Annotated in this window: 16 protein-coding genes and 1 pseudogene; 8 read left to right on the top strand and 9 right to left on the bottom strand. The window is 67.9% G+C overall.

Features of this window, described 5'->3' with window-relative positions:
* Positions 1 to 148: 148 nt before the first annotated feature.
* Entirely contained in the window at positions 149 to 1123 is a 975-nt protein-coding gene (locus tag ACFYZJ_RS32440; protein ID WP_388573949.1) for a helix-turn-helix transcriptional regulator, read from the bottom strand.
* A 79-nt stretch (positions 1124 to 1202) separates the two neighbouring features.
* On the opposite strand from ACFYZJ_RS32440, the gene ACFYZJ_RS32435 reads away from it, so the two are divergent.
* From ACFYZJ_RS32435 to ACFYZJ_RS32425, 3 genes are all read left to right on the top strand, one after another.
* A complete protein-coding gene (locus ACFYZJ_RS32435) occupies positions 1203 to 1937 on the top strand; it encodes an alpha/beta fold hydrolase (RefSeq protein WP_388573947.1) in 735 nt (244 codons plus the stop codon).
* A 26-nt stretch (positions 1938 to 1963) separates the two neighbouring features.
* Complete coding sequence (locus tag ACFYZJ_RS32430; protein WP_388573945.1) at positions 1964 to 3040, top strand: winged helix DNA-binding domain-containing protein; 1077 nt, start codon at positions 1964 to 1966, stop codon at positions 3038 to 3040.
* A gap of 706 nt (positions 3041 to 3746) precedes the next feature.
* A complete protein-coding gene (locus ACFYZJ_RS32425) occupies positions 3747 to 4724 on the top strand; it encodes an alpha/beta hydrolase (protein ID WP_388573943.1) in 978 nt (325 codons plus the stop codon).
* Positions 4725 to 4850: 126 nt separating this feature from the next.
* Here ACFYZJ_RS32425 and ACFYZJ_RS32420 read toward each other — a convergent pair.
* Positions 4851 to 5147 (bottom strand): annotated as a pseudogene (locus tag ACFYZJ_RS32420) (Tn3 family transposase); the annotation flags it as partial.
* 739 nt (positions 5148 to 5886) lie between these two features.
* The gene (locus ACFYZJ_RS32415) at positions 5887 to 6822 is read right to left on the bottom strand and encodes an ADP-ribosylglycohydrolase family protein (RefSeq protein WP_388573941.1); all 936 of its coding nucleotides are present in this window, start codon (positions 6820 to 6822) and stop codon (positions 5887 to 5889) included.
* A gap of 343 nt (positions 6823 to 7165) precedes the next feature.
* On the opposite strand from ACFYZJ_RS32415, the gene ACFYZJ_RS32410 reads away from it, so the two are divergent.
* From ACFYZJ_RS32410 to ACFYZJ_RS32395, 4 genes are all read left to right on the top strand, one after another.
* Positions 7166 to 7441, top strand: coding sequence for a hypothetical protein (locus tag ACFYZJ_RS32410; RefSeq protein ID WP_388573939.1), 276 nt, complete (start codon positions 7166 to 7168; stop codon positions 7439 to 7441).
* On the top strand, positions 7438 to 7971 hold the full coding sequence (locus tag ACFYZJ_RS32405) for an RNA polymerase sigma factor (RefSeq protein WP_388573937.1): 534 nt from the start codon (positions 7438 to 7440) through the stop codon (positions 7969 to 7971). Before ACFYZJ_RS32410 ends, ACFYZJ_RS32405 begins: the two co-directional genes overlap by 4 nt.
* Positions 7972 to 7976: 5 nt before the next feature.
* Positions 7977 to 9134, top strand: a complete 1158-nt coding sequence (locus ACFYZJ_RS32400; RefSeq protein ID WP_388573935.1) for an XRE family transcriptional regulator — start codon at positions 7977 to 7979, stop codon at positions 9132 to 9134.
* A 436-nt stretch (positions 9135 to 9570) separates the two neighbouring features.
* Complete coding sequence (locus ACFYZJ_RS32395) at positions 9571 to 10506, top strand: hypothetical protein (protein WP_388573933.1); 936 nt, start codon at positions 9571 to 9573, stop codon at positions 10504 to 10506.
* 112 nt (positions 10507 to 10618) lie between these two features.
* Here ACFYZJ_RS32395 and ACFYZJ_RS32390 read toward each other — a convergent pair whose 3' ends face one another.
* Complete coding sequence (locus ACFYZJ_RS32390) at positions 10619 to 10786, bottom strand: hypothetical protein (RefSeq protein ID WP_388573931.1); 168 nt, start codon at positions 10784 to 10786, stop codon at positions 10619 to 10621.
* A gap of 301 nt (positions 10787 to 11087) precedes the next feature.
* On the opposite strand from ACFYZJ_RS32390, the gene ACFYZJ_RS32385 reads away from it, so the two are divergent.
* Positions 11088 to 15047: an NACHT domain-containing protein gene (locus ACFYZJ_RS32385; protein WP_388573929.1), complete on the top strand. Its 3960-nt coding sequence runs from the start codon at positions 11088 to 11090 to the stop codon at positions 15045 to 15047.
* A gap of 228 nt (positions 15048 to 15275) precedes the next feature.
* On the opposite strand, the gene ACFYZJ_RS32380 is transcribed toward ACFYZJ_RS32385, so the two are convergent.
* The 5 genes from ACFYZJ_RS32380 to ACFYZJ_RS32360 form a co-directional block, all read right to left on the bottom strand.
* The gene (locus ACFYZJ_RS32380) at positions 15276 to 17468 is read right to left on the bottom strand and encodes a hypothetical protein (RefSeq protein WP_388573927.1); all 2193 of its coding nucleotides are present in this window, start codon (positions 17466 to 17468) and stop codon (positions 15276 to 15278) included.
* A gap of 157 nt (positions 17469 to 17625) precedes the next feature.
* Positions 17626 to 18054, bottom strand: a complete 429-nt coding sequence (locus tag ACFYZJ_RS32375) for a hypothetical protein (RefSeq protein ID WP_388573925.1) — start codon at positions 18052 to 18054, stop codon at positions 17626 to 17628.
* A 115-nt stretch (positions 18055 to 18169) separates the two neighbouring features.
* Positions 18170 to 19225 carry an AAA family ATPase gene (locus ACFYZJ_RS32370; RefSeq protein WP_388573923.1) on the bottom strand — a complete coding sequence of 352 codons (1056 nt, stop codon included), beginning with the start codon at positions 19223 to 19225 and terminating at the stop codon, positions 18170 to 18172.
* Positions 19225 to 21615: an integrase gene (locus ACFYZJ_RS32365; protein WP_388573921.1), complete on the bottom strand. Its 2391-nt coding sequence runs from the start codon at positions 21613 to 21615 to the stop codon at positions 19225 to 19227. The genes ACFYZJ_RS32370 and ACFYZJ_RS32365 overlap by 1 nt, the downstream gene beginning before the upstream one ends.
* A complete protein-coding gene (locus ACFYZJ_RS32360) occupies positions 21612 to 22370 on the bottom strand; it encodes a TnsA-like heteromeric transposase endonuclease subunit (RefSeq protein ID WP_388573919.1) in 759 nt (252 codons plus the stop codon). Before ACFYZJ_RS32360 ends, ACFYZJ_RS32365 begins: the two co-directional genes overlap by 4 nt.
* Positions 22371 to 22453: the final 83 nt, after the last annotated feature.

Below are 22453 nucleotides of genomic sequence, written 5' to 3'. Positions count from 1 at the left end.
CCGCTCGACCGCCGCGGTGTACGTGGCCGGAGGAGCGGACAGGGGCACCACCCTGGCGCGCGGCAGCCGGAGCGCGCGCCCGCTCCCGAGTACGGTCACCGGTTCGATCGTCACGCCGTCCCGCCCTTCCGGTCCTGCCGCACGGTATTTACTGCGGTAGTGCTTCCCGTTTCCGCTGGGCGGCTGCGGTGAGCTGGGCAGCCAGATCCTTGAGCGCCTGCCGTAGTTCGTCGGGCTGGTGGATGGTGAAGGGCCACTCCATGGAGGCGAGCATGTGGGCCATGCCGTCCAGCCGTTCTGCCCGTGCGTGCACGAGAACGCCGGTGGGCTGGGCGGTGAGGGTCACCGCTGAGGAGGGCAGTCGGCGGGCGATCTCATCGAGGGGGCCATGGATCGTCACCTCGACCTGCCAGCGGTAGGGCCCCTGAGCGAGGGTCGAGGTCAAGTGGGCGACGGGGTCGAAGCCGTCGGGTGCAGTGAAGCGGTCGGCTCGGGGGTTGACGGAGGTGATGCGGTCGATGCGGAAGGTCCGCAGGCTGTCGCGGAGGTGGTCGTGGCCGACGACGTACCAGCGGCCGGTGTGGAAGACCACGCCGTAGGGGTCGATGTCGCGTTCGGTGTGTTCCTGGCGCCAGGACTGGTGGCTGATACCGACGGTCGTGCGGGCGCTGGAGGCCTGGGCCAGTGCCAGCAGGACGCCGGTTCCGGGTGCCTGCCCGATCACGGCGTTGGCGGTGAACGACAGGGTCTCCCGCATGGCGGCGAGCGGTTCGCGCAGGGCGTGCGGAAGCACCCGCTCGATCTTGGCCAGGGCACCGGCGCTGGCCGGCGCGGTGGTGCCCATGCCCAGACGCTCTGCCGCGAGCAGGCCAAGGACGACGGCGAGGGCCTCGTCGTTGGTGAGGACCAGAGGTGGCATGCGGTAGCCGCGGGCCAGTCGGTAGCCGCCGTAGCGGCCGCGTTCGGCCTCCACGGGGATGCCCAGTTCCCGCAGGTGCGCGGTGTACCGGCGCACCGTGCGCACGTCGGTGTCCAGCCGGTCGGCCAGCTCCACACCGGTGAGCCGGGCGTTGGACTGGAGGAGTTCCAGCAGGGTCAGCACACGGGTGAGGGGATGCGACATGGATCACTCGGCATTTCAGGGCGGATTCTGTCCTGTATCGACTTTACGCTCCCCGCAGCACCTACTTCTGGGAGATCGCATGGCCACCTTCGTACTCGTTCCCGGCGCCTGGCTCGGGGCGTGGGCCTGGGAAGACACCGCCCGAGCTTTGCGGGAGCGCGGCCACACGGCGCTGCCGCTGACACTGACGGGCCTGGCCGAGCACGCAGACCAGGGCGAACCCGAGACGGACCTGAACACGCATATTGCGGACATCACCGGCTTCATTGAGCGGAACGATCTGCGCGATGTCACGCTGGTCGCCCACAGCTATGCGGCTGCCCCGGTAACCGGGGCAGCCGGACGTCTCAGCGACCGGCTGAAGCGCCTGGTCTACGTGGACAGCGCCCCGTTCGCAGCGGGCATGCGCATGCTCGACCTCATGCCGCCGCAGGCAGCGGACCAGCTGCGCCAGCAGGTCGACGCTTCTGGCGACGGGTGGCGGCTGCCGATGCCGCCGCTTGAGGTCCTGGGCTTGTCCAGCAGCCTCGACGGGCTCGATGAGAGCCAGCGGAACCTTCTACGTTCGCGTGCCACTCCACAGCCGTTCGGCACCTACACCCAGCGTCTCGACGGCCCGTCCGAGCCCGGTCCCGGTGTGGACCGTGTCCTGGTCGCTTGCCATGACTTCACGGGTCTGCTGGCTGCCGGGGTGCCGATGCTGGCCTACCTGAACCAGCCGCCGTGGCGGCGTTTCGACCTGCCCACCGGGCACTGGGCGCTGCTGTCCGCGCCCGCCGAACTCGCCGACATCCTCGACAAGGCCGTCTCCTGACCGCGCTGGGTGAGAGGCACGGCCCGATGCATGACCACGAATGCCTCCGCCGACTGCGGGCCCACGCCCAGGCCCTGGCCGGCAGAGCACGGGAGGCTTCTGCCGAGGCGGTCGTCCGACGGGTCTTCGCCATCCAGGCCCAGGACGCCACAGCCGCCGACCTGGGCATCCGGGTACGCGGCCGGTGCATCACCGCCCAGGCCATCCGCACGGCATACGAGGAGGAGCGGAGCATCGTCCGCAACTGGTACATGCGCGGCACCCTGCACGCCATCCCCAGCAACGACGCCCGCTGGGTCCTGCAACTGCTCGCCTCGCGGATACTTGCCGCCACCAATCGCCGCTACCAGCAGCTGGGCCTGGACGATGGCCTGCGCCAGCGCTCCGACCATCTCATCCGGCGCGCTCTTGCCGCGCACGGGCCACTTACCCGGGCCGAGCTGACCGAGCACCTCACCACTCTCGGCATCCCGCCGGACGGGCAGGCGCCGTTCCACCTGATCCGCCACGCAGCACTCACCGGCATCCTCTGCCACGGCCCCCAGCGCGTCGGCGAGACCACCTATGTGCTGCTCAGCGACTGGCTGCCCACCACCGGGCGCTTCCGGTGGGAGAACGACGCTGCTCTCGCCGAGCTGGCCCGCCGCTACCTTGCCGCGCACGCCCCCGCCAGCTTGGAGGATTTCGCCGCGTGGTCCGGGCTGCCGGTCACCTGGGCCCGCACGGCCTGGAAAATGCTGGCGGAGTCGGGCGCGATCACCGAGTACGGCGTGTTGACCATGCTCGCCGGGCGGGTGAAAGAACTCCCTGGCTCGCCTGATACCCCGGACGTTCGCATGCTGCCCGCCTATGACAACTACCTGGTCGGCTACCGCACCCGCGAGGTGTCCGTCCCCGCTCTCCACCAGGCCCGCGTCTGGCCAGGAGGCGGCCTCATACGGCCCACCGTCATCGCCGACGGCCTGGCCATCGCCACCTGGACCCGTGGCTCCGGCTCGCGCTCCATCCAGGTGGATGCGTTCGAACCTGTCCCGCCTCAGGTTGAGCAGGCTATCGACGTGGAGAAGGAGGCCGTCGTCGGCTTTCTGCGACCTATTGCATAGCCGACCCGCATCCCGATCCCAAAAAGGGCGGCCGCGTGGGCGAGAACGTTGGGTCAAGCGCTGTCCTGAGCACTTACGGCTTCGGCTCAGCTCAACGCAAGGCCCCCGTGGCCACAATGCGGCTGCCGACGTCACACTGCAGTCCCAGTCGTAGTCGTCGTCCGTGCCTCGATAGCGCTCGGGGTCGCGTTCCACTACAGCACGAGCAACCCGCCAACCACCGTCATCCACCGGCGCGAAGGTCGCCGCGAAGACTCCGTTACCGGTCCAGCTTCGGTGCAGGAAGACAACCTCGCCCTCCGTGAAGACGTCCCACTTCTCGTCCATACCTCGCGACGAGTACCCATGCTGGATCCGCTCCCAGTCGTCATCCGACCAGATCCGCTGGGGCACCCGTGGCATCGGTCGAGGAGCCGATATCGGCTGGATGCGACCGGCAAACGTAGACCGGGTTACGCGTTCGTCGGCGGGCATGCAGCGATCCTATGGAAGAAGCCGAGCGTGACAACAGCAGCTCCAGCAGCGATGTCATTGTGAAACGATCAGTTACTCGGTGAGACTGGTCGAGATCGAGCAGGCCCACGCCTGACCCGCGCCGCTGATCCGCCCGGCCCTGCTGCGCGATCGGCAAGGTGTTGAAAACCGGATGGTGCGAAAGGAGCAGGGTCGCTAGCGTGCGCGCATGGATCTTGAACCTGGACAGACCGTGCCCGCCGTTCCCGTTCCTCTCGATGCCGAACTTCAGGTCGCTTATGACGCCTACCTGGCGGAGGAACCGGACTTGGCGCCGATGAGCCTCGAGAAGCTGTCGGTGATCCGCGCGGAGGTCGACGCCGCAGTGGCGGCGCTCGAGGACCTCAGCCATGGCGGGCGCTTCACCGTCTTCCAGCCCTCGGTGCCCGGCCTGGACGGCGCCCCCGAGATCCCGCTGCTGGTGTGCACACCCTCCGGCGCGCCCGCATCGCGGCCGGCGCTCTACTTCATACACGGCGGCGGCTTCTACTGTAGCGATCACCGCACCGGGCTCGACCAGATACTCGAGACGGCCGAGCGGTTCGGGGCCACGCTGATCTCGGTCGGCTACCGGCTCGCGCCCGAGCACCCCTACCCCGCCCAGATCAACGACGCTTACGCCGGTCTGCTGTGGGTCGCCGACCACGCGGACGAGCTCGGCATCGACTCGGAGCGCATCGTCGTCACGGGCTTCAGCGCTGGCGGCGCCCTCAGCGCCGCGCTCGCTTTGACCGTGCGCGACAAGGGCGGTCCCCGCCTGCTCGGCCAGCTGCTGATTGCCCCGCTGCTCGACGACCGCAACGACAGCGCCTCGGCCCTGCAGATGGACGACGTCGAACTCTTCGACCGCAGCCGCAACGGGTTCGCCTGGAGATCGCTGCTTGGCGACGCCCAGGGCGGAGCTGACGTGCCGCAGTACGCTGCGCCCGCCCGCGCCACCGACCTGGCCGGCCTGCCGCCCACATTCCTCGACGTCGGCTCCGCCGAGTGCCTGCGCGATGAGATCCTCGCCTATGCCGACCGGATCTGGCAGGCCGGCGGCGAAGCCGAGCTGCACGTGTGGCCCGGCGGAATCCACGGTTTCGACCGGAAAGCCCCCGAGGCGCGGATCAGCAAGGCCGCTGTCGCGGCACGCCGCAACTGGCTGGAGCACCTTCTCGCCACCAACTGACGGTCTCCTCCGGCGGTAGTCGGTCGCGGGATGGACAACGTGCCGGGCTACAGCGCACTCGTCGGGGCCCGCGACGTCACCGGAGACGGCCACCCCGACCTCCTCGCCCGCGACCACAACGGCGTGCCCGCGCTTGAAATGGTAGTACTTCGGCGACGGCCCGGCGTGGATGGTCCGCTTCGGCACCACGAACCGCAGCCCGTCGACCGAGGCCAGCAGGCCCTCACCCCAGAACTGCACGATCGGCACCTTCGCCTGATCCTCGATCAGCTTCGCGTTCGCCGCGGCGATGGTGTCCACCCGCAGGTAGTACTGATCGACGTCGGCCAGCCGGGCCCGCGTGAGCGCCTCGTCCTCGGCGTCGATGATCGGCGTGTACCCGATGTTGCACGCCTCGCTCACGAGCAGCGCGACCAGCGAGGTCTTCTCTGGCTCTACACCGGCACCGGAGGCACTCCCCTCTTCAAGCCGCGCACCCGCGTCGGCTCGGGCTCCCGGTGAACGCGTCAGGCTAAGGGCTGATCTTGCCGTCTAGCACAGCGCCCAACTGCTCTGCCGAGCGGCGTCCTGTGGCTCTACACCGGCGCCGGGGGCGTCCTCTTCGGCGGGCAGCTTGGCGTCCTCCTGTTGTCGGTTCTTCACATGGTTGAGACACGTTCATCGCTGTGACCTGCTACATCTCAACTGCACTCACAGAAGCTAAGGTTGAGCCATCTACCCAGCTGACCTGCTCTGATGAGATAAAAGGGCTCTTGCGGCCCTTGACCGCAAGCCTCTGAACTGGGGTGCCGCATCTTTATCGAGAATGTCTCAGCTTTACGGAGAATTTCTTGGGATTGGGGTCCCTGGGGATGCGAAGAAGTTGATCTTTGTTTGAGGAGGTGGGACGCCGCTCTACGAGGGGGCGGAGGAGGAGCAAGCCAGCGTTCGTCAGAGTGCGCCTGCAGCGGGTGTCCAGCGGCCGTAGGCTCAGTTCGGCGCCTAGAAAACCACTGCCCCCGATAATCAGGACCGTCATGGATCGACAGCCACGTAGTGCGCCGGCCGTCGGCGCGTCGAATCGGGCCCGCGCCGGGCGAGGCGCTGCTGCAGCCGCTCGAACGCCAGCCGGTTCCGTTCCCACGCCACCAGCTCACCGTTTCGGGCTACCAGACCTGTCTCATCAACGGCGCTCTGCGAGGCGGTGTGCAAGGTGGAGCAGATCTGCCAGGTGCAGCACCCGCCCATCGCATCCTGGGAGAGGGACATGGAGCGGCTGGGTCCAGTGGGCGGGGATTGCGTCCAGCCCGTAGTACGCCCCCGCGAGGCCTCCGGTCACCGCGGCAACGGTGTCCGTGTCACCGCCGAGGTCGATCGCCGCGCGAATCGCGTCTTCGAAGCTGGTGGTGGTGCGCAGGGCCCAGACGGCTGAGCCCAGGCAGGGCCAGACGGCACCGTTGAACTCGGTCGCCTGATCGGGGTGCCAGTCGGGTGAGAGGACTGCGGTGTAGCGGCCGCGGTGGTCTGGATGGACAAGAGCCAGGATGTCAGGGAGCGCGGTGAGGGGGTCGGTGTCCTCGAACGTGACGCGGATGAGCTCGTGGAAGATCGCGGTGCCTTCCCAGGCCGCACGGTCACCGTGGGTGAGGGCAGCGATCCGGCGGGCCGCGTCCATGGTGGCTTCCTGGCCGGAGGAGGCGAAGTAGACCGCGGAGGTCGATGCCCGCATCAACGAGCCATTTCCCGCTGCTCGCTGGTTGACCTGGAAGTGAATCGCGGCGGCGAGGTCCCAGGGCATGCCGTTGGTCAGGACGTCTTCGGTCTGCAAGCCGATGTCCTTCGGTTCTGATGCCGCCCACCGCTGGAAGCGGGCGAAGATGTCCGGCAGATCCAGTCCGCCCCGCTCCAGCAGCGACTCCGCGACCAGGACGGCCATCTGCGTGTCGTCAGTGGCCTCGCCAGGGTCCCAGCCACCGCCTCCGCACATCTCGCCACCGGCACCAGGCACGGGAAACCGCGCGGAGAACGCCCCCCGGGGACCGAACTCGAAGGGACCGCCCAGGGCGTCACCCACCGCTGAGCCGACCACCGCACCAGCGGCCCGCTGAATCCGCTCCATCCGCGCAGGGTATCTGTGCCGCGCCGACGGCCGCCTGGCCCTATTTACTTCTTCGGCTCCCCGAACCATCGGCGGCGAGCGCGTCTCGTCTACGGAGGTGCGCCGCGTGAGACACCTCGGGACTGAGACATCCGTACAGGTCACACAATGCCGTCCAGCCCAGTGCCCGCCGACGAGCTGCGCAAGGGCCGCTGCCCGGAACTCGGGGCACGATGCAGGCAGCCCCCGGCAGGACCGTCTGCGCCTCGGCGCCTCGCTCCCAAACCGATTCCAGGTGGGACCCAACCTTTCGCCGGACAGCACGCCTAAGGATGTGTCAGCTTGGTCAAAGGGTGAGGACAGCATGGTCACCATCGAAGGTGTGGCTCGCGTTGCCGGGCGCCGTTGCAGCGGCCTGTGGCACTACCTGACAGCGCGTGTACAAGGGCGCCAGGCCGTGGAGATGGAACGCATGAGGAACGAGGCCACGATGATGGTGCTGTTGTTGTTGAAGCCAGGCACCGACTTCTACGAGTCTGAAGCGGGCGGGCGCACGCGGCTGATCCGCGTCGCGCAGCCGCCCGCCGGACCGGCAGCCGTAGGCCCGTCGCAACCGGCGACGGACCGAAGCGACCGATGACGGCGGACTTGCCGGGCGAGGAGTCCTACCTTGACGACGAGGTCGTCGCTCTGTGGTGCCTGCACGCACACCGGCTGACGGCGTGGCTCGTCAGCCAGCAGATCCCCGAGGACCTGGCGGCTGGCATGACGAACGACGCGTTCCTGGTGCTGCGTAGAGAGTGGAACCGTATCCGTGACGGGGCACCCATCGCCTACACCTACAAGGTCGCCTCGCGCCTGGCTCTGCGGCACTGGGAAAAACGCGGCCGGGACATAGCCTTACAGCACAGACTGCGACTGGAACGCCCGCACATCGGCGCCGACGTGTTCGAGGCGTATCGCAACAGAGTGGTGCTGCGCACCGCACTTGCCGAACTTCCCCGGCGCCAAAAAGAAGCGGTCACTCTGCGCTACCTCCAGGAACTGACTGTCGAAGAGACGGCCGAACTGATGGGGATCACCACCGGCACAGTCAAGACGAATACCCGCGACGGACTGCGGGCGCTGAGGGCGGCGTTGGAGAAAGCCGACGCGGACGAGAAGGAGTGAACTCTATGGACAGCACCACGCCCTCGCTCGCTGACAACCCTGACGTCCGGGAGGCACGATGGCTTCAGCAGTTCCAGCACGGGCTTAACCGGCTGCATCATGACCCGGGCGAGGCCGCCAGAATCGACGCGATTATCCGTGAGGTGGAAGAAGCACCCGCCGATGGCCCGGACCTCCTCGCGGAGCCTCTCGTATCCGCGGGCGCACGGGCCGGTGGCGGAACGCGGCTTTCGGGCACGCGCTCTTCGGGAGCGCAGCCGCCGCTCGAAGCCCAGGTCGAGCCGACTGGGCGGACTCCCGGGAAGCGCGGACGCCGCCTGCGAGGGATCGACGATGCTGTCGGACCTGCGCACCGCAGCTGGCTGGAACCCATCCGGCACCGCTTCTCAACCACCGGCATGACACTGAACGAACTCTCCGACCGTACCGGCCACTCCAAGTCCCGCCTGTCGGAGCTCATGCGCGGCAGCGGCCCGCATCCGCGCTGGGTCGTTACCGCCGGCGTCGGCCGCGCCTTGGGGATGCCGATGCCGCCGATGCTGCGCCTGTGGATGAACGGAGCCAGGGAGGCCGGAAAGGACCAGTCCTGGATTGACGCCTGTGTCCAGGAGTCGGCAGTCGAAGAGACGTCCCAGCCGCTGGCGCTGCGCGCCCTGACCTCGGTGATGGCCGGGCGCTACACCGCATTCGCCGGTGCCTTCCTGCCGGTCTCGCACCAAGCCGAGCAGGTGGTGGCCGAGGTCTTCGACATCTTGTGGATGCAATGGGAGACGGCAATGGCGAGTCCCAACGTGCACCGCTACGCATGGCATGTGCTGCGCGCACGCGTCCTGTCGCAGGCACCACGTGATCGCGATGGTCGTGTTGATATGAGCGCAACGGCGTTCTCCACCGCCGCCGCTCACGGCATCAATGACCTGGACGAACTATGGATCCATCTGCAGGAGACCGGCTCCCTGCTGAAGGCGATAAGCCGGCTGCCGGACAACCTTGTGGACTACACCGTCCTGCGGTACCTCTGCGGTATTCCCAAGGGAGAAATCCCGGGCATCCTGGGCATCGCGTCAGCGCAGGGCGGGCACTTCGACCGCGAAGCACGCCGGATGCTCGAAGCCGACCTGTTCGCCGCCGACCACGCGCAGGAGGGCCCGACGGGAAGTTGAGAATCGAGCAGCTCCCGTCGGGTTCGAACAGCAGGAGAGCCCTTGCCGACGGCTGGGGGCAGGACGACGACATGTCAGCGGGTGCCGGGCCGGTGGGCCCGTCCCGGCGGGGCGTCTTTCGGAGTCGAGTCCACACTTCCGTCGGACACCATGGCCTCCGGGCCACCGGTGGCACGGGCGAGGGCGCAGGTTTGTGTGACTGCACGGCTTCCGACGCCTGTGGATCTGCTGGGAACGCAGAGCTGACACATGGCCCGCTCCCAGGCGGACACATAGGTCAATGGGTTGGTCAGGCCATGGAGTTAGGGTCCTGACACGTACGGTGCCGGGCCGTGGGAGAGCTAACCCCCGGCTGTTTCTCCCCGGCCCGTGCTGCTGGATCACCTCCCGTAGAGTGTCCGCGGGGAGATATGAGACACAAGGGGGTGCTGTCGGCGTGACAGCGACAGCCGAAAGAAACATCAACGACAGCGTGTTCGTACGGGAGTTCTGCCGCATCGCGCTGCCCGAGTTGCTGATCGGTGCAGGGCTGAGCGACGTTGACGCCCACAGCGTCACCGTCGATGTGATCCGCCGTGCGCGGATGCTGACGGCGCTGCCCGTCGACTACTTCGACGTACTGGTGACACCGTTCATCGAAGAGGTCTCGCAGCACCGGCCGCTGTCGGCACCCGCCTGGCTGCGGGCTGCCGTGGTCGTCGCGGTGCGCAACAGTCGCCTGGAGGACTTCCACGCCCTGGGCGGACCGCTACGTGCTGCCGACATCACGGCCATCACGGAGGCCGCCACCGATCCGCTCGCCCTGCTGCTGAAAGAACCCGGCACACCAGTCAGCAACAACACGTTGGCCGGACTCGACGCGAGGTATCCCAGGGCCTGGGCGTGCCTTACCGCCTTGTCCGACCTGATGGCATCCGACGACGACACCGAACGCGCTTACAGCATGCCCCAGGCGCCGGTACCGGGCCTGCCGGGCAGCCACGAGAAGATCTACGCTGAACAGTCCACAAGCGTTAAGCCTCTGGTCGCTGGGCAAGGCGTCGTCGCCTCGGGCGTCGACCCGAGCTTTGACCAGGCGCTGCTGGCGATGATGCAGCAGGTCAAGGACGGCAACGCCGGAGTGGTTCCGCTGTCAGCGCTCAGCCGGTTGTCACGCAACAGCGACAAGCAGCTGCGCGTGCTGGACTTCCTCCTGGCACACGGGGCAACCGTCCTGACCACCAACTACCTTCTCAGCCCGGGCATGGTCGGAGTGCGTGCCCGACCGCTGGTCAAACCCGACTCCTACGACCTGCGGCGCAGCATGAAGCAACTGCGCGGCTTGGGCCCCACGCACACGGGCTGGATCAAGGCTCTGCGCAGACAGTGGTAGGTGCCCTCAACGCCTCGCATCTGATGCCGACGGCGGCCTGAGCACGGATTGCCAGGGACCTAGCAGCCTTCGAATGCAGGGTCTCGGGCGGATGCCCGCCCGAGACCGCGTCTTACGACGACTGCCGGGGATCGGCGACAGCCGCTTCCAGTTGCCGCAGGAGGCGGCGGATGAAGTGGCCCCACTGCCCCTCCTCGCCCTCCACGTCGAACCAGTCGTCGGCCGACGAGGTGGTGTCCCATCTGCGGCCCTGGTGCTGGCAGCCGGCCAATCGGGGCATCCAGCCCCTGCTCCGGGAGACGGGCCAGCAGCATCTGCTCGTCCTGGCCGCCGGCAGTGCTCGCCTGCGCCGCGGCCGTCCAGGCCGCCACCAGTTCCTGGCCACCCTCCAAGTGCCGCCTCCCGTCCCTTGCGTCGGCTGCTGCCCGCCGGAAGGCCGGGCTGCGCCCGTGCCAGGATGGGCTCAGCGAGGCAGGACGCCTGCTGCTCAGGGACGTTTTTTTGGGGGGGCGATGGGGTTCGTTGCCGGCGACCGGCTGCCGTGGTCCCGCTGGTGGGGGCCAGAGGGCACGGAGAACGAGTTGTTCGACGGGCTCCTGCCTGATCCACGGGGCGAACACACGCGTTTCCTCAACAAGCATCTGAAGGAGCTACAAGACTTCGCGGCATCGCGGGCGCTCGTGCTGTTGGGCGAGCCCGGAGCCGGCAAATCGACCGAGCTGGACGCGGAGGTCGAACGGCGGCGGGAGGCAGGCGAGTGGGTCGCGAAGATTCCCCTGGGAACATACCTGACAGCACCCGAGGTGCAAGGTGCCATTCGTGATGCCAGACAGAGCTGGAAGAATGACGGTGCGTCGGGAGATCTGACGCTGGCCTTCGATGGCTTCGACGAGCCCCTTGTCGCCGTCAGCAACCTCGCCCATGTCCTGGAACGAGAGCTGAAGCGCCTCGACACCGAACGTCTGCGCGTCCTGATCACTAGCAGGAGATCGGTCTGGCCGCAGCAGCTGAGCGCGGCGTTCAGCCAGCTGTGGCCGGGTGGGGACACGTTCTCCTTGGTCCTGGCCCCACTGACGGAACAGAACGTCACACAGGCCGCAGCAACGGAACTGGGCGCCCCGGCCGCCTTCATGAGGTCCTTGAGGACCGCCGGTGTGCAGTCGCTCGCGGCGTCCCCTTTGCCGCTGCGGCTGCTACTGGCAGCGCACGCCGAAGGAACCCAGGCCTCATCACGCCACCGCATCTACGCCCTTGGTGTCGAAGGGCTGGTGACAGAGGACAACACGGCCAGGGTGGAGCAGGGACTCGATGATCCACCTCTGCCGCAACGCCTCTCCGCTGCTAAGAGGTTGGCTGCGGCCAGCCTGCTTTCGGGGCGGTCCCAGGTGATCCGGCGGTCCAGGCCTGCGCAGGGTGCGAGCGTGCTGAGTCTGAACGAAGCGGCCGATCCCGGTGTTGGCCTCGACGCCCTGCAGGCTGTCTTCGACAGTGCTGTCTTCACCGACGGCCGTGAGGGGCGGGGGTGGATGCATCGCAGTGTGCAGGAGTTCCTCGCCGCCGAGGAGTGCGAGGCTTTGCCGTTGGCTAGCGTGCAGAACCTGGTGGCCGACCCGTTTCATCCCAGCCGGGTGCTCCCGCAGCTGGCCGGGATGGCGGCGTGGTTGGCGGAGGCGCGCGGTGAGGTGTTCGATTGGCTGGTCGAGGCCGACCCCGCAGTGTTGATGCAGGCTGATCTGCGCAGCTTGACGGGGAGTCAGCGCACGCGGGTCGCGGGGGCAGTCGTGGCTGGACTGGCGTCCGGCCCGGTGTTGGGGATGCGCACGGGGTACGGGAAGCTCCTGCACCCCGGCCTGGCCGGCCAGCTCGCCCCCCTGCTGGCTGTGGGTGAGCCGCCCTGGCGGCAGCAGGAGGCCATGCTGATCATCCAGGCCACGGGTTTGCGAGCACTCGACGAGCAGCTGATGGCCCTGCTCGAGCGGATTGCCTCGGGTCAGGGTCCTGAGGACTACGACGAGCACACCCGCGTGGCGGAGTGGGCCGCGATGACCCTGGTGCGAACGCGAGACCTCGATGTCGTGGAGCGGGCCGCACAGATGGCTGCGGATTCCGGGCGCCCCCTCGCGGTGAGAGCCGCGCTGTTGTCTGTGCTCTGGCCTGAGCATAGGGACATGAGGTGGCTGCTGCAGGCGGTGGAGGAGGCGGACCGTGCACCACGCAGCACGATCGGTCGCGGGTGCGTCACCATGCTGGGGCAGCAAGCCGGGATGGGTCGGTACACCGTCGAGGACCTGAACGCGTGGGCTGCGAGCTTCACCCATGCCGATCATCGAGATCCGGCCGTGCAGCGGCTGCTTGGCCGCGCCGCGTGGACGGCTGTCCTCACCGGCCCGGTCGGAAGCAGCGGATGGCGATCAGGCGGAAAACTGCTGTACGCGCAGTTGGCGGCCAACCAATCGCTTGCCGGTGTGGGCGCAGCGGAGATGGCCCAGCTGCCGCCCGAGCGTCGCCGGCAGCTGGTGAAGGATCTGCTGGACCAGACGGGTCGCCCCGACGAGGTTCTGTATCGGGTGCACAGGGCTGGATGGCTGCCCGCTGATGACCTGCAGTGGTGGCTGGACGATCTGCAGGGTGTCGACGCCGGCCACGTGGAGAGCGCTCCGGCATACTTCGTGTTGTCCGCCCTGGCCGATGCTGTCGACGGCCAGGCCGCCTCGCGCGTGGTGGCTGCCGCACAAGCATCGACACCGCGGTGGGAGATCTTGGCCGAGCGGTTCGCACCCGCCGCCCGCGCCGAACGCGCCCGCGCTCGGCAGCAGCTAGCGCCCACCGACGCCGAGGCATGGGACGCCGAGGCCGTTCTGCACGAGCCACAGTTCGCCGCCCTGGTCGGGGGCCTGCAACATCGCGTCGACAACAGAGGCTCCGGCCCGCGACCGCTTCCCGCCTGGCCGGCCCTGACCGAGGAGCAGCGGCACTCGGTTGCAGGCCGGGCCCTGGAGTTCCTGGATTCCGATCCAGACGCAGGCGATGAAGAGGCCGCTGAACTCATCGGTGTTGCGTGCACGATGATCGAGGCCGTCGACGCCAGCATGCTCGGGCGGGTCGCTGCAAGGTCCTGGCTGGGCTGGTTGCCCGGCCTGTGGGACGTACCCGGCGGCTTGGCGGCACTGACGTCCGCTGTGAAGCGGGCCGCTGCCCACGACCCGTACGCGACGACTGCCTTCCTCATCCAGAAGATGAGCGCCGACGCACCGTCCGTCGCCTTCCACCAGCGCAGCCTCCGGTCCTGGCAACTCAGCGCCCACGCTCTCGCTCAGATCGGTGCTGGCGGGCAGGCGGACCGTACGCTGAGCGCGCTTTTGGACATCGGTGCCGCTGCCCTTCCCGACCAGGCCGCCCGGACTGCCTTCGACCTCCTGCAGCGCCACAGGCCCGGCGGGCCCGGAGGCGACTGGCTGCCGGAACGGGAGACCGCGGTGGTGGCCGGGGCCTGCCTTGCCGCGTGCCCCATGTCTGCGGCGGAGTTCGACGGCCTGCTGGAGGCGTTGGAGGAGCATCCTGATCTCGGAGCAGAGATCATCCGGCGGGCCCACCAGAACGTGAGCGGCGCGTGGACCGGGCTGACTGCACAGCAGCGGGGCCGACTGCACCTGTGGGGGCGGGGGGCGCTGCCGAAACGGCGGCCGGTTGCGCCCGGACGCGTCGTGCGCATGGACCCTGTCGAGGAGTTCGCTTCACAGATCCTCCAGCCGCTGCTCAAGCAGGCGTCCCAGGAAGCCGTGGAGGTCCTGGAGGAGCTCGCTGAGCAGACCGGGGATGTGTGGCTGCGTGCCGCTGCGGTGCAAACACGTGACGCTGTTAGGGCCGCAGCCTGGCGTCCCCCGACTATCGCGCAGGTGCTGGCGATCCTGACCGATCCCTCCCGCCGGATCGTCACCTCTCATGAGCAGCTCGCCGTGCTCCTGGCCGAGACTCTCGACGAGATCGGTGACGACCTGCGCGAGGACCGCGGCCTGCGCGCCCAACTGTGGCACCGCCAACGCCCGGCCAACCAATGGGCCGGTTACGTGCCTGCGGAAGAGCGGGAGGTGTCAACGTGGCTCTCCCGGGAGCTGCGGCGCCGGCTGAAGGAACGGGCGGCGGTTCTGCGCGAAGTCGAGATCAACCCTGGCCTCGGCAAGACCACGGGCGACATCCCCGACCTGTTCGCGGTATCGCTCACCACCGAGGGTGAGGAGGTATCCGTCCCGGCCGAGGTGAAGTGCAGCTGGCACAAGGACATCGTGAACGCCGTCCACGACCAGCTCGGCACCCGCTACCTGCAGGGACTCCACGGTACCGCAGGGGTGTACATCGCCGTCTTCTTTAGCGGCACCGCGTGGAACGCCACCGACAGGCGCCGTGCCGAGTCGGCCCGACACGCATCCACCCTGGACAATCTTCGCGCGGACCTTCACAGTCGCGAGGTCGCCCTGGCCGCCCGCGGGGTCACCGCCCACGTCTGCGTCCTCGATGCTTCGCTGGAAGCTGACCAGGACTGACGTTGCGTTCTTGGCTTCGGTGGCGCGAGCGGCCGAGTCACGGGGCGGCGTTGGTTCGCGGACCACGGAGCACCACCGATCACACGTCCTGAACGTGGCTCGAGCACGGTGTGGACAGGCTGGCGTGGGCAGCCTGTGGCCGCTATGGCGGCCGCGACAGCGCGTCGGTCAGGCCGTGCGCCGGGATGGGGCCGCGAGAGGATCAGTTGCCGTCTCCCTCGCCGGGTCCTACGAAGGAGCTCCGGGGGCATCTCGCACCGCCCGCGCGCGTTCGCCGATTCCGTGGGCTACAGCAATGGAGTTGGCCGCTCGATGTGCTCTTGCGCTGGCTTCCGCGGCTTCGCCTGGTGACACTGGTCCACTCGGAAGTTCTCGGAGAAAGTCGACCATGAATTCAATTTGGTGTACTGCCTCGACGGTGAGAGGGGAACGGAGGTGCAAAGGGAGTACTTCGTCAAGGCGCTGCAGCGTGCGGTCGAGGGCGTGCAGGGCGCCATGCCGATCACTCGGGATGAGCTCGGCGCAGCGCCTATGAAGATCGGCAAGGGGAACGGTGACATAGGTTGCCTGGTCTCGAGGGGTGAGCAGGCCGATGCTGCCGATAAGCCACTTAGCTGTGATGAAGCTGAGAAGCACGGGCGTTTGGGGCAGCCCGCTCGGCTCCATCCCTTCGGTGAACTCTTCTCGGGAGAAAGTGACGGGTTGGCGATCCTTCAGCTGGATGGTCACCGAGGTTGGTACTGGTTGAGTCCCGAAGGAGCCGTATGCGACCGAGAGGAGAGCGACCTCGGCGGTGCCTGTCGGCATTGTTGGCGCGGTGGCGGAGATCATCATCTGCCCCCGGGCTATGGTGATGGTGACGTCACTGAAGCCGGCGATGCCGGCCAACAGGGCCAGTGTCTGATCGTATTGGCGCCGGGAGGGTCGGGCGGCCTGGACGGCAGCTGACATGTTGGGGTCGGTGTGGCCAGTCATCCACGGCCAGATAGCGAGATGAAGGGCCAGGAGCATCTCGTGCAGTGCCAGGAGTTCCTCGCCGAACTCGTCGTCTGTCAGCGACACGATCTTGCTTGAGACGACCCGCCCATCGCGGATTTCCTTCTGGGTGGCGGTGATTCCTGTGTCGGTGACGGTCACGGAGGCGTGTGCGCTGGCGTTGCGGTAGAGCATGTCGATACTGCTGGCGCACGGCGGGCCGAGACGAAGGAACTCGCTGACGATCTCGCCGGCCTTGACTGCTTCAACCGTGGCAAATTCGTAGACGCCGTTGGGCTCCTGCCGGCTGGCCCTGGCGGCGGCCAGGAGCACGCTGCCGAGGTCGCACAAGGCGCCCTCGACAAGCTCGCGATAGACTTCTGTGAGGCTTCTTGCGACGTGATGACGGGGAAGGCCGTGCCGCCATTCGCGGTTCAGCCTCTCGGCCTCGTCCTCTATCCGCTCGATAGACGAGAGGACGCGTTCCACGAGCAGCGCGTGATCCGCGATCCAGGCCCCACTGGTGTCGGCTATGTCGAGTGCTGCCCTGAGTTGCTGCGCCCGCGCGACGAGCAGTTCGAAGTCAACTGCCCTCGAGCTCATGGCAAGGACGGGCAGGAGGCCGATGACGTGCTCGTCAGCGGCGCTGGCTACCCCTGGAATGTCAGCGAATGCGTCTCGGACCAAGTCTGCGGCAGAAGCGATCGAGGTGACCTTGCAGCCAACACTCGCCCATGCTGCCGCAGCGTAGTTGATCGAGCCGCTGGCCTGGATCGGACCGTCGGCGGGAGAGTCACTGATGATCCGGATCAGTGAAGCGATTCGACCGGCGTGGCGAGCCGCTCGGTCAAACCACGCCTCTCCCTCCGCCATCTTCTGTCGCGCTTCCTCGAGGTCTACGGCTGTGATCGTCATGGCCATTGTGGTCTGCCCTCTGACCATGGCCAGCGCCGCACGCACCAGTTCGCGGTGGACTGCACGCAACGTGAGCGGCGGAAGGGCGTCGCGCAGAGACTCGACCAGCTCCCTGCCTGCGTCGATCTCCTTGACCAGTTCCGTGAAATCAGCGATGGTCCCTTGCTCTTGGGGGTCCCAAGGACGACTCCCAAGCAGCTCTTTCACCCTGGACTTGCCGCCCAGCCTTTGGAGGGCAGGAAGGAGCACTTGATCCCGATGAGCGTCCTCGTCCAAGGGGACTCCGCGCGTGGCGAACTGGTCGAGTTGGTCAGCTGTCGCGGACACGCGCTGATCCAGCCGGAGAAGTCCGGCTTTGAAGGCGCTACGGCGAGCCTTAACCGCACGCCGAACCAGGTCTACTTGCTCTGCCGGCAGAGGATTGCCACACGTCGGGCAGTCGCCCTTCCCCTTGACCGCCACAGCTGCCTTGCATCCCTCGCAATACGAGGCCAGGGGCAGGCGCACGGTGTAGATCTCAGGCGTCGTCATGACATCAGGATCTCAGGCGCGACACCGTGTCTTCACTTTCGCCGGGTGCAGTCCCCGTAGGAGCACCGGGTTGATGAGCCGATCGCTGTGTCAGGAAACCCAACAGTTCGGCGCATGGATGCCACGCCCCCGGCGTGCCACTGGTCGATCGCGTCTGTCAGCACTTATGGGTGCGCACCGCACCGTGAACGATCATGAGACGGTGGGTGGACCAGGCACTGTGGCAGGTATCGCACACGGCCTTGCGCCATCCCCCCGGGCTGTCGTTACGGGTACGGATGTGGCCCGGCGCGCCGCAGAACTCGCAGGTGCGTATCGACTCCGCCACGGCGGAGTCGATCAGGAGGCGCAGCGTGTCGCTGGTGCCTGCTTTCGGATTCTCTGCATGCAGGCGCAGGCCGCCAAGCTTTTCCGTGAGATCGACGAGGCGGTAGCCGGGGGCGATCGCGTGGATCCGCTCGTGCAGACGGTCGAGCAACTGCCGCCAGCCTGGCCCTACCGCGTGCGCGCGTTCAGGAATCTGCACCGGCTGCGGCTGCGGCTGCGGCTGCTGCTGCGGACCAGGCGCCGCACTGGAATCGGACATGCCGCCATCATCGCGTCCACAGTGCCGTGCGCACGCTGTTCTTCCCTTGCTGGTTGAACTGTGACCAGAGTCCGCGCCCTGGGCTGTTTGTCTGCCCGGGCGGTTGTGAGCGGTGTCAGATGGTGCGGCTGCGGCCGATGGTCAGGGATTCCAGCAGTTCCTCGGTGATGCGTTCCTTCTTGGTCCAGATCGCTTTCTGGGCGCCTTGGCTGATGAGCTGGGACAGGGCCCGCAGGTAGCCCTTGCTGCGACGGTGCAGGTATTCGTGCAGGCTGGTCAGGTCGTCCGGCTGGTGGTTGCGCAGGCACAGGTTCTCGTCGAACTTGCGGACGATCTTCGTGAACAGCTTGTGTCCGTCCTCGTCGTAGCCGATCCGGCTGGTGCGTAGACCGGCGTAGTCGCCCCAGATCTCCTCGTTGTCGGCCAGGACGGTCTCTCGGGCACGGGTGAGAGGATCGACGATGGAACGGGCGGCGCGTCCAGCGAAGACGAAGGTGGCGCCGGTGCTTTCACTGATTTCTTCCAGGTAGGCGAACGACTCCTCGGCGTCCGTGCCGGCCCGTAGCTGCTCGATGCCGTCGATGAGGACGAGCAGGGTGGAGCTGTTGCGCATCACGTGGCAGATGGAGCGGGTGGGGTCGGTACCGCCGTCGTGCTTGAGGCCGAGGAAGGAGGCGAAGGCGGCCGGCCAGTTCCGCCGCCCGCCTCGGGCCAGGGGCGGCACGCGCAGGGCGATCACCGGGATGCGGTTCTCGTCCGGCTCGTACAGGCGGGCGATCTTGTTTTCGTAGTGGCGGCCGATGTACTGCAGGATCTCGGTCTTGCCGGTGCCCCGGGGGCCCTCGATGATGACGCCGGTCTTGCCGTGGGTGCGTTCGCGGTTGGACAGCAGGTGATCGTGAACGACGACCAGAGCACGGCCGATGGCGGGGGTGACGATGGTCGGCATCAGGGCGTGATAGCGCAGCCGCAGGTCATTGTCAGCGACGTCCGTGCCCGCCGGTGGACTGTCCGCCAGGTCTGGCCGGGTGCGATCCAGCGCGGCGAAGGTCCGCCAGTTAGTCAGGGTGTTGAGCCACAGCGGCCGGGGCGTGGTGAACACCGGCGTGGGGGCGGGGGAGTCGACCAGCAGACGGATGTCGTCATCCTGGAGATCTGGCGGCTGCATCATCACACGTCCTCCTGTGGGGGCTCGGGTTTTTCGGTAGGCAGGTCCAGCAGCAGACGCGCATCGGCATCCAAGCCGTCCTCCAGGCCGTCCAGGTCCGCCCAGAGCGAGACCTCTTCGGTGTCCCCACGGCCCGGGCCAGGGCCGTCACTACCGGCTGCGGGACCGGGGTCGGCTGCTTCCGGGAGGGGCGGGGCATCGGGGGCGTACAGGCTCGTCTCGTCGAGCGCCAGCACCGTCAGGGGGCCCAGCGTGTCCAGGTCGAGCGCGGCCGCACCGGCGAACGGATCGAAGTCGCCTTCACCGGGCGGCGCCCACCCCGCTTCCAGCCCGGGCAGGGGCCCGTAGCCGTCGGGCACGCTCACCACACCGGGTTCGTCCGGGCCGCGTCCGGCCCGCTCCAGCAGCTCGGCCAGGACCTGGGCGATGTTCTCGTCGTCGGTGTGGCGGCCGCCGCGCGCCACATGCTCGGCGGTGGCGGTCTCCCACAAGTGCTGCGTCCACGGGGCGCCGATCAAGTGCTGGTGCTTGAAGACCGCAGTGATCAACTCACCGCTGCGGTGATCACGTAGCCATACCTGCTCCGGGGTATAGGGGTTGTAGCGCAGCTCCCACCCGTCGCGTTTCTTGCCCTTCAGCCCCGACGGCTTATTCCGGACCTCCTCCAGCTCCCCCTTGTAGTTGTCGTAGGTGCGGTTCCTGAAGCGGATGCCGTCGTCGCGGACGCCGACCCAGGCGGTGGGCAGCAGCTGCAGGTAGTCCTTGAATCCCAGCGGGATCGGCACGTAACCAGCCGCCTGCACGCCCGCGGCATACACCTGGTTCGGTGTCAGCGGCGGCAGGTTCGGTTCGTAGGGGTTGCGCAGTTCCTCGTGCGGCCGTGCCTGCCAGCCGACCGCGATCCACTGCTGCAGCAGGTCGTCGAGTTCCTGCAGGGTCCATAGCCGGTCGGGATCGGTCTCCTTGCCGCGGCGGCTGAAGTCCCGCCCGGTGTAGGAGTTGACGTGCTGGCTGAACAGCGACTTGATCGACTCGAAGGTCCGCTCGACGATCGCCTTGTCCGTCGGGGTGCGCTTGCGCGCCGGACGCACGGAGATGCCGAGGTAGGAACAGGCGTCGAAGAAGGTCTGCCCGGCGAAGACCGAGCCATGGTCGATCACGATCGTCTCCGGCATGATCACAGGCCGGGCCGCGGCGTGCTCCATCCGCGCATCAACCTCCAGCAGCTCCTCATACGGCAGATCCGAACGGGCCGCGGAGGCCGCCGCATCAAAGCCGGGCCGCATCGGAGCCGGCACCATGCACAGCGCCAGCAGCAGCGAGGCGTCCACTGCCTTGGTGGCTCGCCCCTTACTGGTGCCGGTGCTCAGCAGCGCCCGGGTCTGCTGCCGGGTCTTGCGCCGGCCCGGGGTCTTGGGCCGCAGCACGGCGGCGATGATGCTGCGGGTGAAAACATCGATGGCCGCCGTCAGCTCCACCTGTGTGGGCCGCCCGTCATCGCCCAGCACCTTCACATCCAGCGCCGTGGAGTCGATCTGCACCAACTCGCCCGGGGCGGTGGCGGTGGTCACCCCGAATGGCGGCGCCGGGCGGTTGAGCCGGTCCCTGCGGCGCCGGGTGGGGTCCCGCAGCTGCAGCGCGTCGATGCCCAGCCGTTTCAGCAACGCATACAGGGTCGCATCGGCCGGCACCTTCACCGCGGGGCCCAGACGGGCCCGTGCGGCGCGCCGCAGGTTCTTGAACAGGGTGCGCGCGTCGGTGGCGGCCTGCTCCTTCGCCTGGCGTTCGTACAGGGCCAGCAGCAGGTCCACGACTCGTGAGTCGGTGCGCCCGTGCAGAGTGCTTTTGCGGGTGCACCGCTTGTCGACCAGCCCCCAGATGCCGTCCTGCTTGAAGGCCAGCCGCTTGCGCTGGACCGTCTTCCACGACACCTTCCAGCCGAGCACGGCGCTCAGTTCGGCGGCCTTGCGCTGGTAGCGCTCGACCAACGTGAACCGGTCGGGGTCGTAGCCCTCGCGCGGTCTGCTGCCCTCGGGCACATCGGGCAGAAGGCCGGTGTCGACCTCGATGACGTGCCGCTGCCAGATCCGCGCATCCCGGGCGCAGTCGGGACTGACGCCCTCCAGCATGGCCCAGTTCGGGAACGGGGCGGCCGCCAGGGGCAGGCCCGTCTCGTCGAGCACGGCGAAGTCCTCGGCCACGGCCAGGAACTGAATCGCCGCCGCGATCGAGGGCGCCGCGCTGCCCGGGGCGGGGGCCAGATGCACCGTCGTGCCCGACAGGGCCGACACGGTGTACTGCTCACCCATCCACCGCACCCGGTCCCCGGGTGCCACAATGCCGCGCGGCGCCAGCCCCGACACCCGTGGCCGCGCGGTGAGTACCTCGTTCACACCGCATCCCTCTGCACTGGGCGGTGCATCGCCGACGGCAACCGGCCCGACACACTGATCACGCTGTCCGGCCCCATGGCCCGGTTCCACTCCATGGCCAGTTCCCGACGCCACAGCAGGTGATACAGGCGCGGCAGCGTCGACAGCCGCGGCAGTCCCGTGGCCCGCACTCCCTCTTCCAGTGCACGCGGCGTGCGGAACGCGGCCTTCAACGCCTGCTCGACGTCCCGGTCACCGAAGCGGGGATGCCGGTAGCGGGAAACCCACCGCAGATTCGCCAGCGCCATCGGCGCCGGAATCCGCGGCATGCCCAGCTCCCAGCCTGCCTCCTGGCAGGCCTGGCGCAGTACCTGCTGCTGGCTCTGCCACCGCGGGCTCGGTCCGCTCGCCGGGGGACAGGCCACAACCAGTGTCGTACCCTGAGCGGTGCGGACGAAGAAGTCCGGTACCACACTGCGTTCCCGGCCCCGCGTCCGCCACTTGATCTTCGCGGGCCATGCGGTGAGCTCCGTCACTGACGGATCGAAGTCCAGCAGCATGGCCACCGCCAGCACGTTCATCGACCGGCAGCCCACATGCCTGCCCGTCGTCGCCGCCCACCACCAGGTGGCGATACTGCGCTGCGATGGATGCCGGACCGGCTTCCACGCCTCACCCCGGCGAGTCAGCGGCACCGCACCCGCCTGGGCCACAGGGACCGTGACGCTCCTGCTGCCGTCTTCGGTCCGGTGGACGACCTCCAATGCGACAGCCACCGTAATTCCCGCTTCCTATCCGAGCCCTGCAGCCGACGGGGAAGTCACCGCTACTGAGGAGGGCAACCCCTACAGCAGCAGGG

Source organism: Streptomyces sp. NPDC001848 (genome assembly GCF_042891915.1).
Lineage (GTDB): Bacteria > Actinomycetota > Actinomycetes > Streptomycetales > Streptomycetaceae > Streptomyces.
The sequence above is the reverse complement of the archived record's forward strand: the minus strand, read 5'-3'. Positions and strand labels throughout refer to the sequence as shown.

Excerpts from the sequence above, each read along its gene's own strand:
- ACFYZJ_RS32370 (WP_388573923.1), bottom strand. The coding sequence starts at position 19,225 with ATGATGCAGCCGCCAGATCTCCAGGATGACGACATCCGTCTGCTGGTC.
- ACFYZJ_RS32375 (WP_388573925.1), bottom strand. The coding sequence starts at position 18,054 with ATGTCCGATTCCAGTGCGGCGCCTGGTCCGCAGCAGCAGCCGCAGCCG.
- ACFYZJ_RS32410 (WP_388573939.1), top strand. The coding sequence starts at position 7,166 with ATGGTCACCATCGAAGGTGTGGCTCGCGTTGCCGGGCGCCGTTGCAGC.
- ACFYZJ_RS32415 (WP_388573941.1), bottom strand. The coding sequence starts at position 6,822 with ATGGAGCGGATTCAGCGGGCCGCTGGTGCGGTGGTCGGCTCAGCGGTG.
- ACFYZJ_RS32380 (WP_388573927.1), bottom strand. The coding sequence starts at position 17,468 with ATGACGACGCCTGAGATCTACACCGTGCGCCTGCCCCTGGCCTCGTAT.
- ACFYZJ_RS32440 (WP_388573949.1), bottom strand. The coding sequence starts at position 1,123 with ATGTCGCATCCCCTCACCCGTGTGCTGACCCTGCTGGAACTCCTCCAG.
- ACFYZJ_RS32390 (WP_388573931.1), bottom strand. The coding sequence starts at position 10,786 with ATGCCCCGATTGGCCGGCTGCCAGCACCAGGGCCGCAGATGGGACACC.
- ACFYZJ_RS32400 (WP_388573935.1), top strand. The coding sequence starts at position 7,977 with ATGGACAGCACCACGCCCTCGCTCGCTGACAACCCTGACGTCCGGGAG.
- ACFYZJ_RS32435 (WP_388573947.1), top strand. The coding sequence starts at position 1,203 with ATGGCCACCTTCGTACTCGTTCCCGGCGCCTGGCTCGGGGCGTGGGCC.
- ACFYZJ_RS32430 (WP_388573945.1), top strand. The coding sequence starts at position 1,964 with ATGCATGACCACGAATGCCTCCGCCGACTGCGGGCCCACGCCCAGGCC.
- ACFYZJ_RS32405 (WP_388573937.1), top strand. The coding sequence starts at position 7,438 with ATGACGGCGGACTTGCCGGGCGAGGAGTCCTACCTTGACGACGAGGTC.